This is a genomic window from Enterococcus sp. DIV0712 (genome assembly GCF_050554855.1).
Classification (GTDB): domain Bacteria; phylum Bacillota; class Bacilli; order Lactobacillales; family Enterococcaceae; genus Enterococcus; species Enterococcus faecalis.
This window is the reverse complement of sequence record NZ_CP187333.1, coordinates 2,580,914-2,598,961: the sequence shown is the minus strand read 5'-3', so window position 1 is coordinate 2,598,961 and position 18,048 is coordinate 2,580,914. Positions and strand designations below refer to the sequence as shown.

Annotated in this window: 14 protein-coding genes and 2 pseudogenes; 15 read left to right on the top strand and 1 reads right to left on the bottom strand. The window is 38.3% G+C overall.

Features of this window, described 5'->3' with window-relative positions; genetic code table 11:
- The first annotated feature begins 4 nt into the window (after positions 1 to 4).
- The 4 genes and pseudogenes from IGL42_RS12415 to IGL42_RS12400 all read left to right on the top strand — a co-directional run.
- Positions 5 to 2,134 carry a peptidase domain-containing ABC transporter gene (locus IGL42_RS12415; protein WP_002424924.1) on the top strand — a complete coding sequence of 710 codons (2,130 nt, stop codon included), beginning with the start codon at positions 5 to 7 and terminating at the stop codon, positions 2,132 to 2,134.
- Positions 2,135 to 2,137: 3 nt separating this feature from the next.
- Positions 2,138 to 2,401 carry a hypothetical protein gene (locus IGL42_RS12410; protein WP_002396818.1) on the top strand — a complete coding sequence of 88 codons (264 nt, stop codon included), beginning with the start codon at positions 2,138 to 2,140 and terminating at the stop codon, positions 2,399 to 2,401.
- A 622-nt stretch (positions 2,402 to 3,023) separates the two neighbouring features.
- Positions 3,024 to 3,128, top strand: a pseudogene (locus IGL42_RS12405) (type II toxin-antitoxin system RelB family antitoxin); the annotation flags it as partial.
- A 2-nt stretch (positions 3,129 to 3,130) separates the two neighbouring features.
- Positions 3,131 to 3,235: pseudogene (locus IGL42_RS12400) on the top strand (type II toxin-antitoxin system RelE family toxin); the annotation flags it as partial.
- A 226-nt stretch (positions 3,236 to 3,461) separates the two neighbouring features.
- Here IGL42_RS12400 and IGL42_RS12395 read toward each other — a convergent pair.
- Positions 3,462 to 4,667, bottom strand: a complete 1,206-nt coding sequence (locus tag IGL42_RS12395) for a hypothetical protein (protein ID WP_002367468.1) — start codon at positions 4,665 to 4,667, stop codon at positions 3,462 to 3,464.
- A 191-nt stretch (positions 4,668 to 4,858) separates the two neighbouring features.
- Between IGL42_RS12395 and IGL42_RS12390 the strand changes: the two genes are divergently transcribed.
- From IGL42_RS12390 to pepG1, 11 genes are all read left to right on the top strand, one after another.
- A complete protein-coding gene (locus IGL42_RS12390; RefSeq protein WP_010710870.1) occupies positions 4,859 to 6,103 on the top strand; it encodes a competence/damage-inducible protein A in 1,245 nt (414 codons plus the stop codon).
- A gap of 113 nt (positions 6,104 to 6,216) precedes the next feature.
- Positions 6,217 to 7,263 (top strand): recombinase RecA, encoded by a 1,047-nt coding sequence (recA, locus tag IGL42_RS12385; protein ID WP_002354860.1) that lies wholly within the window; start codon positions 6,217 to 6,219, stop codon positions 7,261 to 7,263.
- A 396-nt stretch (positions 7,264 to 7,659) separates the two neighbouring features.
- The gene (gene rny, locus IGL42_RS12380) at positions 7,660 to 9,216 is read left to right on the top strand and encodes a ribonuclease Y (RefSeq protein WP_002354863.1); all 1,557 of its coding nucleotides are present in this window, start codon (positions 7,660 to 7,662) and stop codon (positions 9,214 to 9,216) included.
- 159 nt (positions 9,217 to 9,375) lie between these two features.
- Positions 9,376 to 10,173: a TIGR00282 family metallophosphoesterase gene (locus IGL42_RS12375; protein WP_002354864.1), complete on the top strand. Its 798-nt coding sequence runs from the start codon at positions 9,376 to 9,378 to the stop codon at positions 10,171 to 10,173.
- A 73-nt stretch (positions 10,174 to 10,246) separates the two neighbouring features.
- A complete protein-coding gene (locus IGL42_RS12370; protein WP_002359008.1) occupies positions 10,247 to 10,633 on the top strand; it encodes a RicAFT regulatory complex protein RicA family protein in 387 nt (128 codons plus the stop codon).
- Positions 10,634 to 13,210 carry a DNA mismatch repair protein MutS gene (mutS, locus tag IGL42_RS12365; RefSeq protein WP_002359009.1) on the top strand — a complete coding sequence of 859 codons (2,577 nt, stop codon included), beginning with the start codon at positions 10,634 to 10,636 and terminating at the stop codon, positions 13,208 to 13,210.
- A 31-nt stretch (positions 13,211 to 13,241) separates the two neighbouring features.
- Positions 13,242 to 15,374 (top strand): DNA mismatch repair endonuclease MutL, encoded by a 2,133-nt coding sequence (gene mutL, locus IGL42_RS12360; RefSeq protein WP_010710871.1) that lies wholly within the window; start codon positions 13,242 to 13,244, stop codon positions 15,372 to 15,374.
- A 24-nt stretch (positions 15,375 to 15,398) separates the two neighbouring features.
- Complete coding sequence (locus IGL42_RS12355) at positions 15,399 to 15,953, top strand: Maf family protein (RefSeq protein WP_002354869.1); 555 nt, start codon at positions 15,399 to 15,401, stop codon at positions 15,951 to 15,953.
- Positions 15,954 to 16,085: 132 nt separating this feature from the next.
- Positions 16,086 to 16,523: a peptide-methionine (R)-S-oxide reductase MsrB gene (gene msrB, locus IGL42_RS12350; protein ID WP_002354871.1), complete on the top strand. Its 438-nt coding sequence runs from the start codon at positions 16,086 to 16,088 to the stop codon at positions 16,521 to 16,523.
- 174 nt (positions 16,524 to 16,697) lie between these two features.
- The gene (locus IGL42_RS12345) at positions 16,698 to 17,669 is read left to right on the top strand and encodes a ribose-phosphate diphosphokinase (RefSeq protein WP_002381060.1); all 972 of its coding nucleotides are present in this window, start codon (positions 16,698 to 16,700) and stop codon (positions 17,667 to 17,669) included.
- A 231-nt stretch (positions 17,670 to 17,900) separates the two neighbouring features.
- Positions 17,901 to 18,044, top strand: a complete 144-nt coding sequence (gene pepG1, locus IGL42_RS12340) for a type I toxin-antitoxin system toxin PepG1 (protein ID WP_002392696.1) — start codon at positions 17,901 to 17,903, stop codon at positions 18,042 to 18,044.
- Positions 18,045 to 18,048: the final 4 nt, after the last annotated feature.

The following is an 18,048-nucleotide window of genomic DNA, read 5'->3' as shown; positions in this document are numbered from 1 at the left end:
ACTCATGAAAAATATAAAAGTAGTTTATCAAAACGAGCATAGTGAATGTGGTATAGCAGTAGTAACAAGCATTTTAAACTTTTTTGGATCTAGAGTTACTATAAATGATTTACGTGATAAATATGGAAGTCCTAAAGGTGGTTTAACTTTTGGGAATATGAATTATATTATGAAAAAATTTGGTTTAATATATCATGGAATAAAAATAAATGATACTGACTATTTGAAAAATCAAAAAAAGCCAGTTATTCTTTTTTGGGATAATAACCATTTTGTAGTTTTTTATAAATATAAAAGAGGTCATTTCTATGTAATGGATCCAAAATTAGGAAAAGTTGTTTACACAAAACACGAATTTGAAGAACATTTCTCCTTATATGCGCTTGTGTTTAAAGAAATTAATTATAATGATGGAAAAAAAGAAATTAAAATAAATTTGAAAAACAAGACCAAAGAGTTAATTTGTAGTCTATTACGTAGTACAAAATCGATAATTATACTTATGATATTTGTAATTTTTTTATCTAAGATGTTATCATTGATAGTTCCTGTTTTGACTCAAAGGTTAATAGATAATTATCAGATATTAGCAAATTTGTCTTTAGCTACTTTAATAGGGGGAACGATTTTAATAGCAGGAATATATTACTTGATAACAGTCTCTTATAGTTTATTGTTAACGAAATTGCAACTTAGCTGGAGTAAAAAATTATCTAATAAATTTATGGAAAAAGTTTTTATAAAGTCGTTAAATTTTTTTGTGAACAGATCATCAGGTTCAATGATTTATAAAGCTAATTTAATCACTATGGTTCAGCAAATGCTTTCAAAAAATACAATCGAAAATATCATAGATTATTTATTTATGATTGTATATTTCATTTATTTAACTAATTATTCAAGTAAATTGACAATAATTACTATCATATTTTGTTTATTAATATTAATTAATTCCCTAACATATTCTAAAATAAATTATAAAATCAATGGAAGAGTTATAGAGTACCAAAGTGAAATTCAATCCTTGTATGTTGAAATATTTTCTGGAATGGAAACAATAAAATCCTTAGGAAAAGAGAAGGTTTTTTTTACAAGGTGGTCTAACATATTTAGTAACAGTTTGAAAAGTTTGAGTCAACAAGGAAAAGCAGCAGCATGGTTATCCGGAATTTCTACTACGCTACTTTTTACTTTACCTATTATTATTCTTTTTTTTGGTATACATGAAGTTCAGGCGAACCAAATGTCTTTAGGTCAACTAATTGGTTTTACAACCTTGATAGCATATTTTATTGAACCATTTTCTACGATGATTGGTTCTATTTCTCAAATTTTAATTTTGAAATCATATCTTAACCAAATATCAGACGTCACAAACACAGATTTCTATAATGAAATTAATGGTAAAAAGAAGTTTGAAAGATTTGAAAATTTAAAAATGAATAATGTAAACTTTTCTTTTTCAGAATTCGAAAAGAATGTAATTTCAAGTGTGAATTTAGAAATAAAAAAAGGAGAGAAAGTTGCAATAGTTGGTAAAAGTGGAAGTGGAAAAAGTACACTCTTAAAACTAATTTGTGGATTGTTTATTCCTAGTGAAGGACAGGTTATTTATAATAATGAAGAAATATCTAGTTTTGATAAAAGTAGTTTGAGAAATAAAGTTGGATATGTAACACAAAGTTCAATAGTATTTGGTAATACGCTAGAGGAAAATTTGATGGTAGGTGACGAATCGCCTATTGTTGTTAAAGAAGTATTGACTGCTACAGGAATAAACGAACTGGTAGATAATGATATGCTCGGATTGAATACAATAATATCAGAAAATGGAATGAATCTTTCTGGAGGTCAAAAACAGAAGATTTCCATTGCAAGATGCTTATTAAAAAATCCAGATGTAATTATTATGGATGAACCGACTAGCTCATTAGATAATGTATCAGAAAAAAAAATAATGGATTATATTTTAAATAATTGTAAAACTAGTGTGATTGTGGCACATAGGTTGAATACAATAAAAAATATGGATAGGATAATTGTTTTAGATAAGGGTAGAGTTGTAGAGGAAGGTAATCACGAACAATTGTTAGAAATGCAAAAAGTATATTATTCTTTATATAATGAGATGTAATGCTTGAGATACTCTTTAGAGGATAGGGCAGATAACAGAATAAATGCTGTTGCTGCAGTCTATAAGGATGAAAGCAAAGACTTGATTAGAGAAAGTAATACACATAGATGTGGCGTATGTGGAGAAGAAAAAACTTGTACAACTATTTTAGACTTTGATAATTTAATTAGAAAGAATATGCTTAATATTAAATATGATTATAAATTTAATCAATGTGTGGCATTGTATGATAGAAAAGAAGAATTTAATCTTGTTAAAAGAATGTAGTTTTGCCAAAGTAATCATCGAGTTTTATTATGTTCTTTGCTGTGCAATTAATTTATTTTGGTTACGAACATTAGTAACGAGTATTTAATATAATATAGTGAAGCTAATTTACTTAAAAGTTTGATATAAATTCCAATAAACAGTGTTTTTCAACTCTATAAAATTCAGGAACAGTCAACCAAGGCTTAAAAAAGCAGCAAACAAAAGAAAAGTCCCTTGTCAAACGTTAATTTTGCAAGGGATTTTTGATAGGAAACCATATCATTTTTTATGAAAATCAAGCTCTTTAGCAACTGGAAGATGTTGGTTTATAGGCGCTCCCCATCCATATCATGTTGGCTCTTTATTCCCACTCGACAATAACAACTGTTGGACACCACATGCTAATTTCTGTATGAATGTTTCAGAAATATATTTTGTTTTATATCTTGAAAATTCTATAAGCTGCTTCAAATAAACGTTTTACAGATTTAGAGGTAATCACTATCACTATTTTCTGTACAGATGTTCCGGGGTGCTCCTCCTATGTGTACTAACGATGTATTGACCGGGCCGTATTTTTTTAGTATAAAGTATGAATGGAGGTAGTTATATGTTTTGATCAACAACAACATTTAGAATTCTTGATGATGAAATTGACTTAAAAACCTTACGAAACGCAATGGAAATTTCCAAAGAGAAAAAAGAGATTGGTATTTCTCAAGAGCAAATGGAGAAGTTGTTGAATAGCGCTATAGAATTGGAAACTATCGAATACTGGCTAATATTTGTGATTCTAAAGTTGTGATACAAATATTTTCAATAGGTCATAAGGGCACCATTTATAAAGAATAATTTATTGTAGTGACAAAAATCTGAAAACAAAAAATAGTATGAAAAGAAAGGCTATAAACTTTTAAGTTTTGCATATAAACGAATCTATTTAACAAAGTATTCTATAAACTTGAATGAGTGAAGAAATTAAAACATACTAAGATTAGAGGGTAAATTCACCCGTCGATGAATTCACCCTCTAATCTTAGTATGTTTTTTTTTGTTTGATTAATTATTACTAATGTATTTACTGTTTGGGTGCTCGGTATCCTGCTGCTTCTGCTTCTTCAACAGTAGAGAACCAAGCTACTGGATTCGTAGTTCTATTATAATATCTACTTCCAGGTACATGATAAATTCCATTACGTGACCCTTTAATTAAGGCGTTACCGCTTGGTGCTTCCGCAGCAGCCGTCTCGACTTCCGCAGGCGCCTGTGCGGCTTGTTGCGCCTCTGCTTCAGCTTGCGCTTTTGCTGCCGCTTCGGCTTGTTCTTTTTGCGCTTTTTCAGCGGCTAGTTTCTGAGCTTCTGCTTCTTTTCGTTGTTTTTCTTTGTGGGCATCTAATTGAGTTTTAACAACGGCTACCCGTTTTGTTAAAGCTTGATTTGGGGAGTTTAAAGCGTCAATTTGTTTGACCGCTTCATTATAGTAAGCTTCATTGGTTGGTTCTTGTTCAGCTTTTTCAACAGCGGCAGTTGCACTGGCGACTAATTGTTCATTTTTTTCTTTTTCAGCGATAGCGGTTTGAACAGTCGTTAATCGTTGTTGAAATCCTTCTTTACCAACTGGGGCAGCAGCTACTAATTTTTCAGCTGCTTGATAATCGCTTTTACTTTTAGATTTTTCAGCAGTTGTAACTGCTTCATCAACAGGTACTGCTTCTTTGATTTTTTCAAGGCGATCATTGTATTCCTCGTATTCTTGACTTAATGAAGATACTAAGGTTGCGGCTTCATCATAGTTTTTCTGAGAAGGTTGTTTTTCAGCGTAAGCTAAGGCTTTTTCTGTTTTGGCCAATTCTTGTTCAGAATCTGTGATGCTTGCAATAAATTCTTTTGATGGTGTGACTTCGACTGATTTTTCAACTTTGGTATCTTTCTTCTCAGCCACAAAGGTGATTTTTTGCGTTTTTTCATCGGACAGTTTTACTTTGTAAGCAAACGTTTTGTCTTTTGTTTTTACTTCCTTGCCATTGGCCGTTAGTTTGCTGTTGCCGTCGTATTCGCCTTTGATGGTGGCTGAGCCATTGGCATCGGTTTCAACACTCTCTGCATCAAGTGAAAGCGTTGGGGAAGAATCTGTCGTGGCAACCCCACCAATAAATAGAGCGGCACTTGCTAATGCGGCATAGCCATATTGTTTTTTCGGTTGTTTCTTGATTAATGCTTTGATAGTCAGACCCCCGCTGACAAGTAACCCTAATAGACCCAAAAGTACTAATACTACACTCATTCATTTCTCTCCTTTCGATATAACGTTATTATACAATGTATTGTGAGAAAATGAACATTTTTTTCGTAATAATTAATAAATTTCCTGATAAAAAAATTATTTCCTGAAGCTCAAATTCTTTTGTAAAAATTTTGTTGTGCTAAAATGGAAAGTGAGTTTAACTACGTATGTTATTAGAGAAGGGGAAATCAATGAAAGCAGAAATCATTGCAGTCGGAACAGAGTTATTACTTGGACAAGTAGTGAATACCAACGCCACCTTTTTATCAGAAGAGTTAGCTGCGCTAGGCATCGATGTTTACTATCAGACCGTTGTTGGCGATAACGGCGGCCGCTTAGAAACGCTACTAACAGAAGCAGAACAAAGAAGTGATTTAATTGTCCTTTGTGGAGGGCTAGGACCTACAGAAGACGATTTAACCAAGCAAGTTGTCGCACAACATCTTCATAAATCATTAGTAGAAGATCAAGAAGGATTGAACCGCTTGCACCAGTTTTTCCAACAGTCTAAGCGGCCAATGACGGAAAATAATCTACGACAAGTGTTAGCCATTGAAGGTGGACAAGTTCTTCAAAACCCGACAGGATTAGCGGTTGGTTCTTTCGTAACAGAAGGCACAACAAGCTATTTGCTCTTACCAGGGCCGCCCAATGAATTAATTCCGATGTTTCAACAAGCGGCACGACCTTTATTGATTGATGCGTTTCCACAAGAAGAACAATTGATTTCGAGAGTCTTGCGTTTTTATGGCATTGGTGAATCACAGCTGGTGACCGAGATTCAATCGTTGATTGCGCACCAAACGAATCCAACCATTGCGCCTTATGCTAAGCCTAATGAAGTGACACTTCGTTTAACAGTTAAAACAAAAGACTTAGTAGCCGGCGAAGAATTATTAACAGCGACGGAAGAAAAGGTTTTAGCTAAAGTGGGAGACTATTTTTATGGGTATGGGGATGACAATAGTTTAGCCAAGGTAACAGTGGATTTGTTATTACAAAACGGACAAACCGTCACGGCTGCTGAGAGCCTCACTGCTGGCCTATTCCAAAGTACACTGGGGGAAATTGCGGGTGCTTCGAAGATTTTTAAGGGAGGCTTCGTGACGTATTCGCAAGAAACAAAAGAGAACTTTTTAGGAATTTCTCATGAACTTTTAGAAGAACATGGCACGGTAAGTGAAGCGTGTGCCAAAGAAATGGCAGAGAAAGCGCGTCAGTTAGCTAAATCTAACTATGGTTTATCATTTACTGGGGTCGCTGGTGACCCAATCGAAGGTCAACCGACAGGCACTGTTTGGATTGGGCTGGCGGAAGAAGGCCAACCAACCGTTGCAGAATGTTTCCATTTTAACCGTGACCGAAATTATATTAGACAGAGTGCGGTTATGCGAGGGTTAGATCTTTTGCGGCGCCGAATCATTAATAAAAAATAAATATGCGAATGTTTGTTCGGCTTTTTCTTGCTTTTTTGGTACAAAAGAGATATGATAGACCTACTAACAGGAAATGAAAAATAAGTTTATATAAATTAAAGGAGGATTATCCATTGGCAGATGATCGTAAAGTGGCTTTAGATGCCGCACTGAAAAAAATTGAAAAGAACTTTGGGAAAGGCTCTATTATGAAATTAGGCGAAAAAGCTGATCAAAAAATTTCAACTATCCCTAGTGGTTCTTTAGCGTTAGATGTTGCATTGGGCGTAGGTGGGTATCCACGTGGCCGAATTATTGAAGTATATGGTCCTGAGAGTTCAGGTAAAACAACTGTTTCTTTACACGCAATTGCAGAAGTGCAACGAAATGGTGGAACAGCCGCTTTTATCGATGCTGAGCATGCATTGGATCCTCAATATGCGGAGAAACTAGGCGTTAACATCGATGAATTACTTTTATCTCAACCAGATACGGGCGAGCAAGGCTTAGAGATTGCCGATGCCTTAGTTTCAAGTGGTGCGATTGACATTGTTGTCATCGACTCGGTTGCTGCGTTAGTTCCTCGTGCAGAGATTGATGGTGAGATGGGAGCGAGCCATGTCGGCTTACAAGCTCGACTAATGTCTCAAGCACTACGTAAATTATCAGGCTCAATTAATAAGACAAAAACAATTGCTATTTTCATTAACCAAATTCGTGAAAAAGTTGGCGTGATGTTCGGAAATCCTGAAACAACTCCTGGTGGACGTGCATTGAAATTCTACGCAACGGTTCGTCTAGAAGTCCGTCGTGCAGAACAGTTAAAACAAGGAACAGACATCGTCGGTAACCGCACAAAAATTAAAGTCGTTAAAAACAAAGTGGCGCCACCATTTAAAGTGGCAGAAGTTGATATCATGTATGGCCAAGGGATTTCCCAAGAAGGCGAATTACTAGATATGGCTGTGGAAAAAGACCTTATCAGCAAAAGTGGTGCTTGGTATGGCTACAAAGAAGAACGAATTGGCCAAGGCCGTGAAAATGCCAAACAATACATGGCGGATCATCCTGAAATGATGGCAGAAGTGTCTAAATTGGTCCGTGATGCATATGGCATCGGTGACGGTTCAACCATTACAGAAGAAGCAGAAGGTCAAGAAGAATTACCCTTAGATGAATAAATAACGAGTGAATACGACTCGTTAAGAAGAAAGACAACACTTACTGAACAGGACAGGTGTTGTCTTTCTTTGTTTAGAACTAAATTGTTAAATAGACTGTTGTCCATGTCCGAACCCATCCACATCAAGCAGCTTAGTCAAACAGCAGACTATGCGGCGTTTGTTCTAAAATTTAAACAATTTGTGACGGCGGAAACCTAAAAATGTGACGTTGTCTAATATTTGCTGCCCTTTCCAAAAGAAAGGGCTTTTTTAAGTTGACACCTTTCGCGACAAACATTAGAATAAAATTGTGTGTATGCACAAATATGCAAGTAGGCATATTGATAATTGATTTTAGTTTATCAAAAAACTACAAGATATGAATTAACAAAAAGATAGTATGGAGGTGGAAATATGGTTTTAAATATTCTCCTCGCTATCGTCGGTTTGATTGTCGGTCTTGGTTTAGGATTTGTTATTGCAAAGTCACGTCATGATAAAGCAATAAATGGTGCAAAAATTTCAGCGTCGAGTATTCTCGAGAACGCTCGGAAAGAATCAGAAACACTGAAAAAAGAAGCATTGCTAGAAGCTAAGGAAGAGAACCAGAAGTATCGTTCAGAAATTGAAAGTGAGTTGAAAGAAAGCAGATTAGAACTTAAATCTCAAGAAAATCGTTTAATTCAACGGGAACAAACGTTGGATCGTAAAGATGACTCTCTTGAAAAACGTGAAGGCTCACTGGAAGAAAAAGAAGAGAAACTTGGTGCTAGACAGCAATTAATTGATGAGCGAGAAAAAGAAGTAGAAAACTTAATTAATCAGCAACATCAAGAATTAGAACGAATTGCTTCCCTTTCAAAAGAAGAAGCAAAATCGATTATTATGAAGTCAACAGAAGAAGAGTTGAATCATGAACTAACCTTGATGGTCAAGGAGTCAGAACAACGTGCCAAAGAAGAATCTGATCGCAAAGCGAAGAACTTGCTTTCCCTAGCAATTCAACGTTGCGCCGCCGATTCTGTTTCTGAAACAACTGTTTCCGTGGTCACTTTACCAAATGATGAGATGAAAGGTCGCATTATTGGTCGTGAAGGACGTAATATTCGTACATTGGAAACATTAACAGGGATTGACTTAATCATTGATGATACGCCAGAAGCGGTTGTGTTATCCGGATTTGATCCAATCAGACGAGAAATTGCTCGAATGACCTTGGAAAAATTAATCCAAGATGGTCGGATTCATCCCGCTCGTATCGAAGAAATGGTAGAAAAATCACGTAAAGAAATGGATGAACGGATTCGTGAATACGGAGAACAAGCAGCCTTTGAAGTAGGTGCTCATACGTTACATCCTGATTTAATTAAAATTTTAGGCCGTTTACGTTTCAGAACAAGTTATGGTCAAAATGTCTTGAACCATTCAATCGAAGTAGCAAAACTAGCTGGCGTTTTAGCCGCCGAATTAGGCGAAGATGTTCAATTAGCCAAACGTGCAGGTTTACTACATGATATTGGGAAAGCATTGGATCATGAAATTGAAGGTTCTCACGTTGAGATTGGCGCAGAATTAGCTGCGAAATATAAAGAAAATTCAGTAGTTATTAATGCCATTGCCTCGCATCATGGTGATGTGGAAGCAACCTCAGTTATTTCTGTTTTAGTGGCAGCCGCAGATGCGTTATCTGCAGCCCGTCCAGGTGCACGTAGTGAATCGTTAGAAAACTACATTCGCCGCTTAGAAAACTTAGAAAATATTTCTAATAGTTTTGAAGGCGTTGATTCAAGTTTTGCTGTTCAAGCAGGACGTGAAGTTCGTGTCATGGTGAAACCAGAAGAAATTTCTGATTTAGAATCTGTTCGTTTAGTTCGAGACATTCGGAAGAAAATTGAAGATGACTTGGATTATCCAGGACATATCAAAGTAACGGTTATCCGTGAAACACGTGCCGTAGACTATGCGAAATAAAATAAAAAGCGAATAAGTATCGCGTGTAGTGTCTCAACGAACAATTGCAAGGATTGTTCGTTGAGACACTTTTTTTAATCTTTTAAAACCAAAACTTTCTTTTCAAAGCGAAAACAACTATAATAAACAAGAGATGTTAAAAAGAGAAGAGGAACCTTTTTGCGTATATTATTTATAGGAGATGTTGTCGGTTCTTTAGGAAGAGAAGCCCTAGCAACGTATGTCCCTAAATTAAAGAAGAAATATCGTCCACAAGTGACCATTGCCAATGGTGAAAATGCGGCATCTGGTCGGGGGATTACTGGCAAGATTTATAAGAAATTTTTGCAAGATGGTGTCGATGTTGTTACGATGGGTAACCACACGTGGGACAACAAGGATATCTTTGAATTCATTGATGATGCGAAGAAAATGGTTCGTCCAGCGAACTTTCCAGAAGATGTGCCTGGTCAAGGAATGGTTTTTGTGAAAGTCAATCAATTGGAACTAGCGGTGATTAATTTACAGGCCCGCACATTTATGGTGCCATTGGAAGATCCTTTCAAGAAAGCCGCCGAGCTAGTGGCTATCGCTCGCAAACGGACACCGCTCATTTTTGTGGATTTTCATGGCGAAACGACGAGTGAAAAACAAGCCATGAGCTGGTTTTTAGATGGCCAAGTTTCAGCCGTTGTTGGAACACATACGCATGTTCAAACAAATGACGCTCGGATTTTACCGAAAGGGACAGCCTTCTTAAGTGATGTCGGTATGACCGGTCCTTATGATGGGATTCTAGGAATGAAGCGTGAACCGATTATTGAGAAGTTTATGACAGCATTGCCGAAGCGCTTTGAGGTAGTCGAAACAGGGCGGACGATTTTATCTGCCTGTATTTTAGAGATTGATGACCAAACGGGCCAAGCGAAAATGATTGAGCCGATTCAGATTAGCGAAGATCGCCCGTTTCAAGAATAATAGAAGAAAAGTTAATCTCGGATCATTAAGAGGTTAACTTTTTCTGCTCTTATAGAAAAAGTGCCGGTGAAAGATGAAGGTGAAAAAAATGGAGCCGTTGAATTTAGATGCACAAAGTAATAAAGAATTAGAAAAATTGTTACATTTAATTGGACAAGATGAAGTCATTCAGCGCTACCAAGCGATTGAAGAAAAGGTAAAGAAAAACAAAAAGCTGACAGAATTAGTGGAAGAAATTAAAGCTGCGCAAAAAGATGCGGTTCAATTTGCTCACTATGGCAAACCAACTGCTGAAAAAGAAGCCATTCAACGAGCTGATGCGAAAACAAAAGAATTTGATGAGCACCCACTCGTTGTAGCCTACCGCGAACAACTGATCGAAGCCAATGACTTAGTCCAACATGTCACGGCGCTCATTCAATACCGCGTGAACGAAGAGCTAGAGAAGGAAGGGAATTAAATGCCACAAAAGACAAAAAATACACCCATGATGGAACAATATTTATCCATTAAGGCCCAATACAAGGATGCGTTTTTATTTTATCGCTTAGGTGATTTTTATGAGTTATTTTATGAAGATGCTATCAATGCAGCGCAAATCTTAGAATTGACGTTAACCAGTCGTAACCGCAATGCGGATGATCCGATTCCTATGTGTGGCGTTCCTTATCATGCCGCGCAAGGCTATATTGATACGTTGATTGAGCAAGGCTATAAAGTAGCGATTTGTGAGCAAGTGGAAGATCCAAAGACTACCAAGGGCATGGTCAAACGAGAAGTGGTCCAGTTGGTAACGCCAGGAACGGTGATGAATAGTAAAGGCTTGGAAGCCAAAGACAATAATTACTTAACCGCTGTGCTAACAGATGGTAATCAGTTCGGTTTTGCCTATGTAGACTTGAGTACAGGCGAATTAAAAACAGCAGTCTTGGCTGATGAAGAGGGCGTTTTAAACGAAGCTTCTGCGTTGCAAACAAAAGAAATGGTCCTAGGTTCAGGGATTCCTGAATCGTTAAAAGAGAACTTAAGTTTACGTTTAAATATCATCTTTTCGACACAAGAAACGGTGGAAGAAAATGCCGAGTTTAGTTTTTTAACCAATGAACTGATTAATCCATTAGAAATTGAAATTACAGGCAAGTTATTATCTTATTTATCCGTTACCCAAAAGCGGAGCTTGTCCCATATTCAGAAAGCTGTGGAATATCAGCCAGATCATTTCTTGAAAATGGATCATTATTCTAAATTCAATTTAGAATTGAGTCAGTCGATTCGAACAGGACAGAAAAAAGGGACTCTTTTGTGGCTATTAGATGAAACGAAAACAGCTATGGGCGGCCGTTTATTAAAACAATGGTTGGATCGTCCGCTGATTCAGGAACGTCAAATTAAGACGCGTCAAGAAATGGTGCAATCCTTATTAAATGCCTATTTTGAACGCTTGGATTTGCAAGCAGCATTGACTAACGTGTATGATTTAGAGCGGTTAGCAGGACGCGTGGCATTCGGCAGCGTGAATGGGCGTGATTTAATTCAATTACGGACCTCTTTAGAACAAGTACCAACGATTCGACAGTTAATTGTCGGGATCAATCAAGGGGAATGGGATGATTTGTTAGTCGACTTAAACCCCGTTGAAGATTTAGTGGCATTGATTGCGACGGCGATTAATGAAGAAGCCCCTTTACAAATTACTGAAGGAAATGTTATTAAAGACGGCTATAACGACCAATTAGATGAATACCGTGATGCCATGCGCAATGGTAAGCAATGGTTAGCGGAGTTAGAAGCGAAAGAACGCCAAGAAACAGGGATTAAAAACTTGAAGATTGGCTACAATCGGGTCTTTGGTTATTTTATTGAAATCACTAAGTCAAATTTAGCGAATTTAGAAGAAGGAAAATACGAGCGTAAGCAAACATTAGCCAATGCGGAGCGCTTTATTACGCCAGAGCTAAAAGAATTAGAACGTTTAATCTTAGAAGCTGAAGAAAAATCAGTTGAACTAGAATATCAATTGTTCTTGGCCGTGAGAGAACAAGTGAAAACGAACATTGATCGGTTGCAAACACTGGCTAAAACCATTAGTGCGGTTGATGTTTTACAATCTTTTGCAACAATTAGTGAACGGTATCAATACGTTCGACCAACGTTAAGAAGTAACACGAAAAATTTGGCGATTGTCGAAGGACGACACCCAGTCGTGGAAAAAGTTTTAGGGCACCAAGAATACATTCCAAACAGTATCCGCATGAACCCAGAAACAGATATTCTCTTGATTACTGGACCAAACATGTCAGGGAAAAGTACCTACATGCGTCAATTGGCTTTGACGGTGGTCATGGCGCAAATTGGCTGTTTTGTACCAGCGGAAAGTGCTGAAATGCCAATTTTCGATCAAATTTTTACACGGATTGGGGCCTCTGATGATCTAATTGCAGGGCAAAGTACCTTTATGGTAGAAATGATGGAAGCCAACCAAGCACTGCGGCATGCCACGCCTAACAGCCTAATTTTATTTGATGAATTAGGACGCGGCACGGCAACCTATGATGGAATGGCGCTAGCGCAAGCCATCATTGAATATATCCATCGTGAAGTACAAGCCAAAACGCTATTCTCTACACATTATCATGAACTAACTGTTCTAGATGAAACCTTAAAAGGCTTGAAGAATATTCACGTGGGCGCTGTCGAAAAAGATGGCGAAGTGGTCTTTCTTCATAAAATGATGGAAGGACCTGCTGATAAGAGCTATGGGATACATGTTGCTAAAATCGCTGGTTTACCAAGCCCGCTTTTAGAACGAGCAGCCACCATTTTATCTGCTTTAGAAGCGGAAGAAACAACGATTCCAAGTTCAGTTCATCATGAAGAAGTTTCAGAAGTCCATGAAGAAACCGAGCAACTTTCATTATTTAAAGAAGTTTCAACAGAAGAATTAAGTGTCATTGACACATTGAAGAAAATGAATCTATTAGAAATGACACCACTAGATGCGTTAAACATGCTTCATCAATTGCAAAAACGTATCTAATTAGGAACCAAACCGGTTAGGAGGTCGTGAAATGGGGAAAATTCAAGAACTATCCGAACAACTAGCCAACCAGATTGCTGCTGGTGAAGTTGTTGAACGTCCCGCTTCTGTCGTCAAAGAATTGGTGGAAAATGCACTGGATGCAGGAAGCACCCAAATTGATATTTTTATTGAAGAAGCTGGCTTGAAAACCATTCAAATTATTGATAATGGTGAAGGAATTGCCAAAGAAGATGTACTGAATGCCTTCAAACGCCATGCCACAAGCAAAATTCATACAAGAGATGATTTGTTCCGAATTCGCAGCTTGGGGTTCCGAGGCGAAGCCTTACCAAGTATTGCCTCAGTTTCTGAAATGATTGTCGAAACTGCCACAGCTGAGGAAGAAGAAGGCAGCTATGTGATTCTAAAAGGGGGCAAGGTCGAAGAAAACCGACCAGCAGCCCTCCGTAAAGGCACAAAAATGACCGTTTCTAATTTATTTTATAATACGCCCGCTCGTTTGAAATACGTCAAAACGATCCAAACGGAATTGGCCAATATTGGTGACATTGTCAATCGTCTGGCGTTAAGCCACCCTAAAGTCGCTTTTCGCTTAGTTCATGACGGCCACAAAATGATGAGTACAACAGGCAATGGCGATTTAAAACAAACGATTGCGGGAATTTATGGCATTAGCACCGCAAAGAAAATGTTGAAAATTGAAGGAAAAGACCTTGATTTTACTTTGACAGGGTATGTTTCATTGCCAGAAGTCACACGGGCCAGCCGTAACTATTTATCAACGATTATCAATGGTCGTTATATTAAAAATTTCGCGTTAAATAAAGCAATTGTAGCCGGCTATGGTTCGAAACTAATGGTGGGGCGTTTTCCAATTGCTGTGTTAGAAATTGAAATGGATCCGCTGTTAGTCGATGTCAATGTCCATCCTACTAAGCAAGAAGTTCGTTTAAGTAAAGAAAAAGATTTAATGGCATTAATTGAACAGGCGATTCAAGAAGTGTTGAGCCAAGAACAGTTGATTCCCAATGCGGCAGACAATTTGCGTTTTAAAAAGAAACTACCGCCAGAACCTAAAGCCGAACAAATGGAAATTCCTCTATCGACTGAACAACCTGCGGTAAAACAACGACCGGGCAGCTTAAGCTATAATCCCGCAACGGGTCGCTTCTATGCGGAACATGCGACAGACGAAACACCAGTCTCAAGCGCCCCTGAAGCTGTCAACCAGACAGAAAGAGCAGTGGACCCAATGGACGACCCATTTGCGCCGCCAGTGCCAGAATCAACGAGTGTAGCGGAAGAAACGTCAGCTTACGAAACCTCTTCGGCAGCTGTTGATTCCGAAAATCATTGGGAAACAGCTAGTAATGAGCAACAGATAATAGCCGAAGAAACGAGAATAACTGAAGTATCTGATTCAGAACCTTCTCTGCGTTCATCAGAGGCTGCTGACGAGGTTTTCCAAGAAGAAATGAAACTTCACCCAGAATTCGATGCCAATAGCGCTGCGAGTCAAAGAGAACTGAAACAAGCCCTGAATAAGTTGGAAGAAGAACGACCGACAGAACGTTTTCCTGAGCTAGAATACTTCGGTCAAATGCACGGAACTTATTTATTCGCACAAAGCAAAGATGGCCTGTTTATTATCGACCAACACGCTGCCCAAGAACGAATTAAATACGAGTACTTCCGTGAAAAAATTGGCGAAGTCAGTGATGATTTACAAGAACTATTGGTACCAATCGTTATTGATTATCCAAATAGCGATGCCTTGAAAATTAAAGAGCAGAAAGAAACCCTTGCGGAAGTCGGCATCCATTTGGAAGACTTTGGACAAAATAGTTTCATTGTGCGGGCGCACCCAACTTGGTATCCTGCAGGCGAAGAGGAAAGCATTGTTCGCGAGATGATTGACATGTTGCTAACAACTGGCTCGGTCAGCGTGAAAAAATTCCGTGAAGCAACTGCCATTATGATGAGCTGTAAGCGATCCATCAAAGCCAATCATTACCTCAATGAGCAACAAGCACGCGTGCTATTAAAAGATTTAGCCTTGTGCGAAAATCCGTTTAATTGTCCGCATGGACGTCCGGTGCTGATTCATTTTACGAATTCAGATATGGAACGAATGTTTAAACGCATTCAAGACCCCCATTAAAAAGAAACGAGGCGTCATCATTTTATGCAAATTATTTTAGCATCCCAATCTCCTCGCCGTCAGGAGTTATTAAAGCGTGTGGTCCCAACTTTTACGATTGCACCAGCCGACATCGATGAAACTGTTGGCAAAGACGGCTTACCAGCAGAATATGTGGCGCAAATGGCTGCCCAAAAAGCAGCGGCTATAGCAGAACAATCCCCCGAAGCACTAGTCATTGGCTGCGATACAATTGTGGCATTGGCGGGAGAAATCCTCGGCAAACCCACTTCTCGGGAAGACGGTTATCGCATGTTGCGCCTCCTAAGTGGCAAAACACATGACGTGTATACAAGTGTGACGTTGAAACAAGGGGAAAAAGAGCGTTCCGCGACAGTTCATTCAACCGTGACGTTTTATCCACTGACAGACACGGAAATCCATGCTTACTTAGATACCGCAGAATATGCCGACAAAGCAGGCGCTTATGGTATCCAAGGACAAGGAGCATTACTAATTGAAGCAATCGCCGGCGATTATTACGCCATTATGGGTTTACCAATTGCCAAAGTAGCCCGACTACTAAAAGAATTCAACTAATAAAAGACAGTCCTTTTCATTCGTCAAAAAGAGAAAGGACTGTCTTTTACTATGCAAACTATTAGGTGCCTGTTTGGCAAACGTGGTATCATTGAACCCAATAAATTGAACAGAAGAAAAGGAGTGGACAGAATGACAAAACCAACAGAAGAAGAATTAAAACAAACCTTGACGGATCTTCAATATGCCGTCACACAAGAAAACGCAACAGAACGCCCTTTTTCAGGAGAATATGATGACTTTTACCAAGACGGAATCTATGTAGACATTGTTAGTGGCGAACCGTTGTTTAGCTCCCTGGACAAATACGATGCTGGTTGCGGCTGGCCATCCTTTACCAAACCAATTGAAAAACGTGGCGTCAAAGAAAAAGCTGATTTTAGTCACGGCATGCACCGAGTAGAAGTTCGCAGTCAAGAAGCGGATTCACATTTAGGGCATGTTTTCACTGATGGCCCACTCCAAGAAGGCGGCTTACGTTATTGCATTAATGCGGCAGCTTTGAGATTTGTGCCAGTGGCAGATTTAGAAAAAGAAGGCTATGGCGAGTACCTTTCTTTATTCAAATAATCCTCATTTTTTAGACAAATACGATAAAATAGTTAGAAGAAAGCGACTTTTGATGAATATCTTGTATGAAATACAGAAAATCTCTTGATTTATTTGGCTAGGACTACTATTATTTTAGAAGGAAAGTATTGTTCAGTTTTAACGAATTGGCTGAAATAGAAAGTGGAGGTTCTAATGTCGAAACATTATTTTGATCCAAGATTGAAAATCTTTTCTTTGAACTCTAATCGTCCCTTAGCAGAAAAAATTGCGGATGCTGTGGGTGTGGAGCTAGGAAAGTGCTCTGTAACACAATTTAGTGATGGCGAAATTCAAGTGAATATTGAAGAAAGTATTCGTGGTGCACATGTTTACGTCATTCAATCAACAAGTAGCCCTGTTAACGATAACTTAATGGAACTATTAATCATGATTGATGCGTTAAAACGTGCGAGTGCTAAAACAATTAACGTGGTTATGCCTTATTATGGGTATGCACGTCAAGACCGTAAAGCACGTGCCCGGGAACCAATCACTGCTAAACTTGTTGCAAACATGATTGAAAAAGCTGGTGCAACAAGAATGTTGACATTGGACTTACATGCGGTCCAAATTCAAGGATTCTTTGATATTCCAGTGGATCATTTGATGGGTGCACCATTAATTGCCGATTACTTCATCGAACACGGCATTCAAGGCGATGACGTCGTTGTTGTTTCCCCTGACCATGGTGGTGTAACGCGTGCGCGTAAATTGGCAGAATTCTTAAAAGCACCAATTGCGATCATTGACAAACGTCGTCCAAAAGCGAACGTAGCAGAAGTAATGAATATCATTGGTCATGTGGAAGGCAAAACATGTGTCTTAATTGATGACATGATTGACACAGCGGGGACAATTTCTCTTGCTGCAAACGCATTGAAAGAAGCCGGAGCAAAAGACGTTTACGCTTCTTGTACACATCCCGTTTTATCAGGACCAGCCTTACAACGTATTGAAGATTCAGCAATTGAACGCTTAGTTGTAACAGACTCTATTTACCTATCTGATGATCGTAAAATTGCTAAAATTGACGAAGTCAGCGTTGGTGAATTAATCGGAGATGCGATTAAACGTATCCACGAAAACAAACCAGTTAGTCCGTTATTTGAAACAAAAAATAAATAATTACAAAAAACCGCCCACATCATTTTTCTGATGTGGGCGGGTTTTTCTCTAAATCATTTTATCTAAAAATATATTGTAACCTGAATATTTATTAGGCATTCATGATATACGATAAGTGTAGAGTAGTTAAGGCGGAGGCAAGCGCAAAGGAACATGCGCTTTGCGACGAGCATCGCAACAAAGTGAGAAGCGTATGAGCAGAGACTTTCCTCTTTCGGTGAGGTGGTGCGTATGAGCGTACTTCCAAAATTTACGGAAAGGAGAGGCCTTTTGTCAGCATATGAAACAATTCAGACGATCCTAGGGTTTGGTATGTTTACCATTGCTTTGATTGCACTGATTGTGAAATTGCTTAAAAATGACAATAAAAAATAACCGT

What these genes read in the sequence shown, in the direction of transcription:
- IGL42_RS12415 (WP_002424924.1), top strand. Translation starts at nt 5, where the DNA reads ATGAAAAATATAAAAGTAGTTTATCAAAACGAGCATAGTGAATGTGGT.
- IGL42_RS12395 (WP_002367468.1), bottom strand. Translation starts at nt 4,667, where the DNA reads ATGAGTGTAGTATTAGTACTTTTGGGTCTATTAGGGTTACTTGTCAGC.
- IGL42_RS12390 (WP_010710870.1), top strand. Translation starts at nt 4,859, where the DNA reads ATGAAAGCAGAAATCATTGCAGTCGGAACAGAGTTATTACTTGGACAA.
- rny (WP_002354863.1), top strand. Translation starts at nt 7,660, where the DNA reads ATGGTTTTAAATATTCTCCTCGCTATCGTCGGTTTGATTGTCGGTCTT.
- IGL42_RS12370 (WP_002359008.1), top strand. Translation starts at nt 10,247, where the DNA reads ATGAAGGTGAAAAAAATGGAGCCGTTGAATTTAGATGCACAAAGTAAT.
- mutS (WP_002359009.1), top strand. Translation starts at nt 10,634, where the DNA reads ATGCCACAAAAGACAAAAAATACACCCATGATGGAACAATATTTATCC.
- mutL (WP_010710871.1), top strand. Translation starts at nt 13,242, where the DNA reads ATGGGGAAAATTCAAGAACTATCCGAACAACTAGCCAACCAGATTGCT.
- IGL42_RS12355 (WP_002354869.1), top strand. Translation starts at nt 15,399, where the DNA reads ATGCAAATTATTTTAGCATCCCAATCTCCTCGCCGTCAGGAGTTATTA.
- msrB (WP_002354871.1), top strand. Translation starts at nt 16,086, where the DNA reads ATGACAAAACCAACAGAAGAAGAATTAAAACAAACCTTGACGGATCTT.
- IGL42_RS12345 (WP_002381060.1), top strand. Translation starts at nt 16,698, where the DNA reads ATGTCGAAACATTATTTTGATCCAAGATTGAAAATCTTTTCTTTGAAC.
- pepG1 (WP_002392696.1), top strand. Translation starts at nt 17,901, where the DNA reads ATGAGCGTACTTCCAAAATTTACGGAAAGGAGAGGCCTTTTGTCAGCA.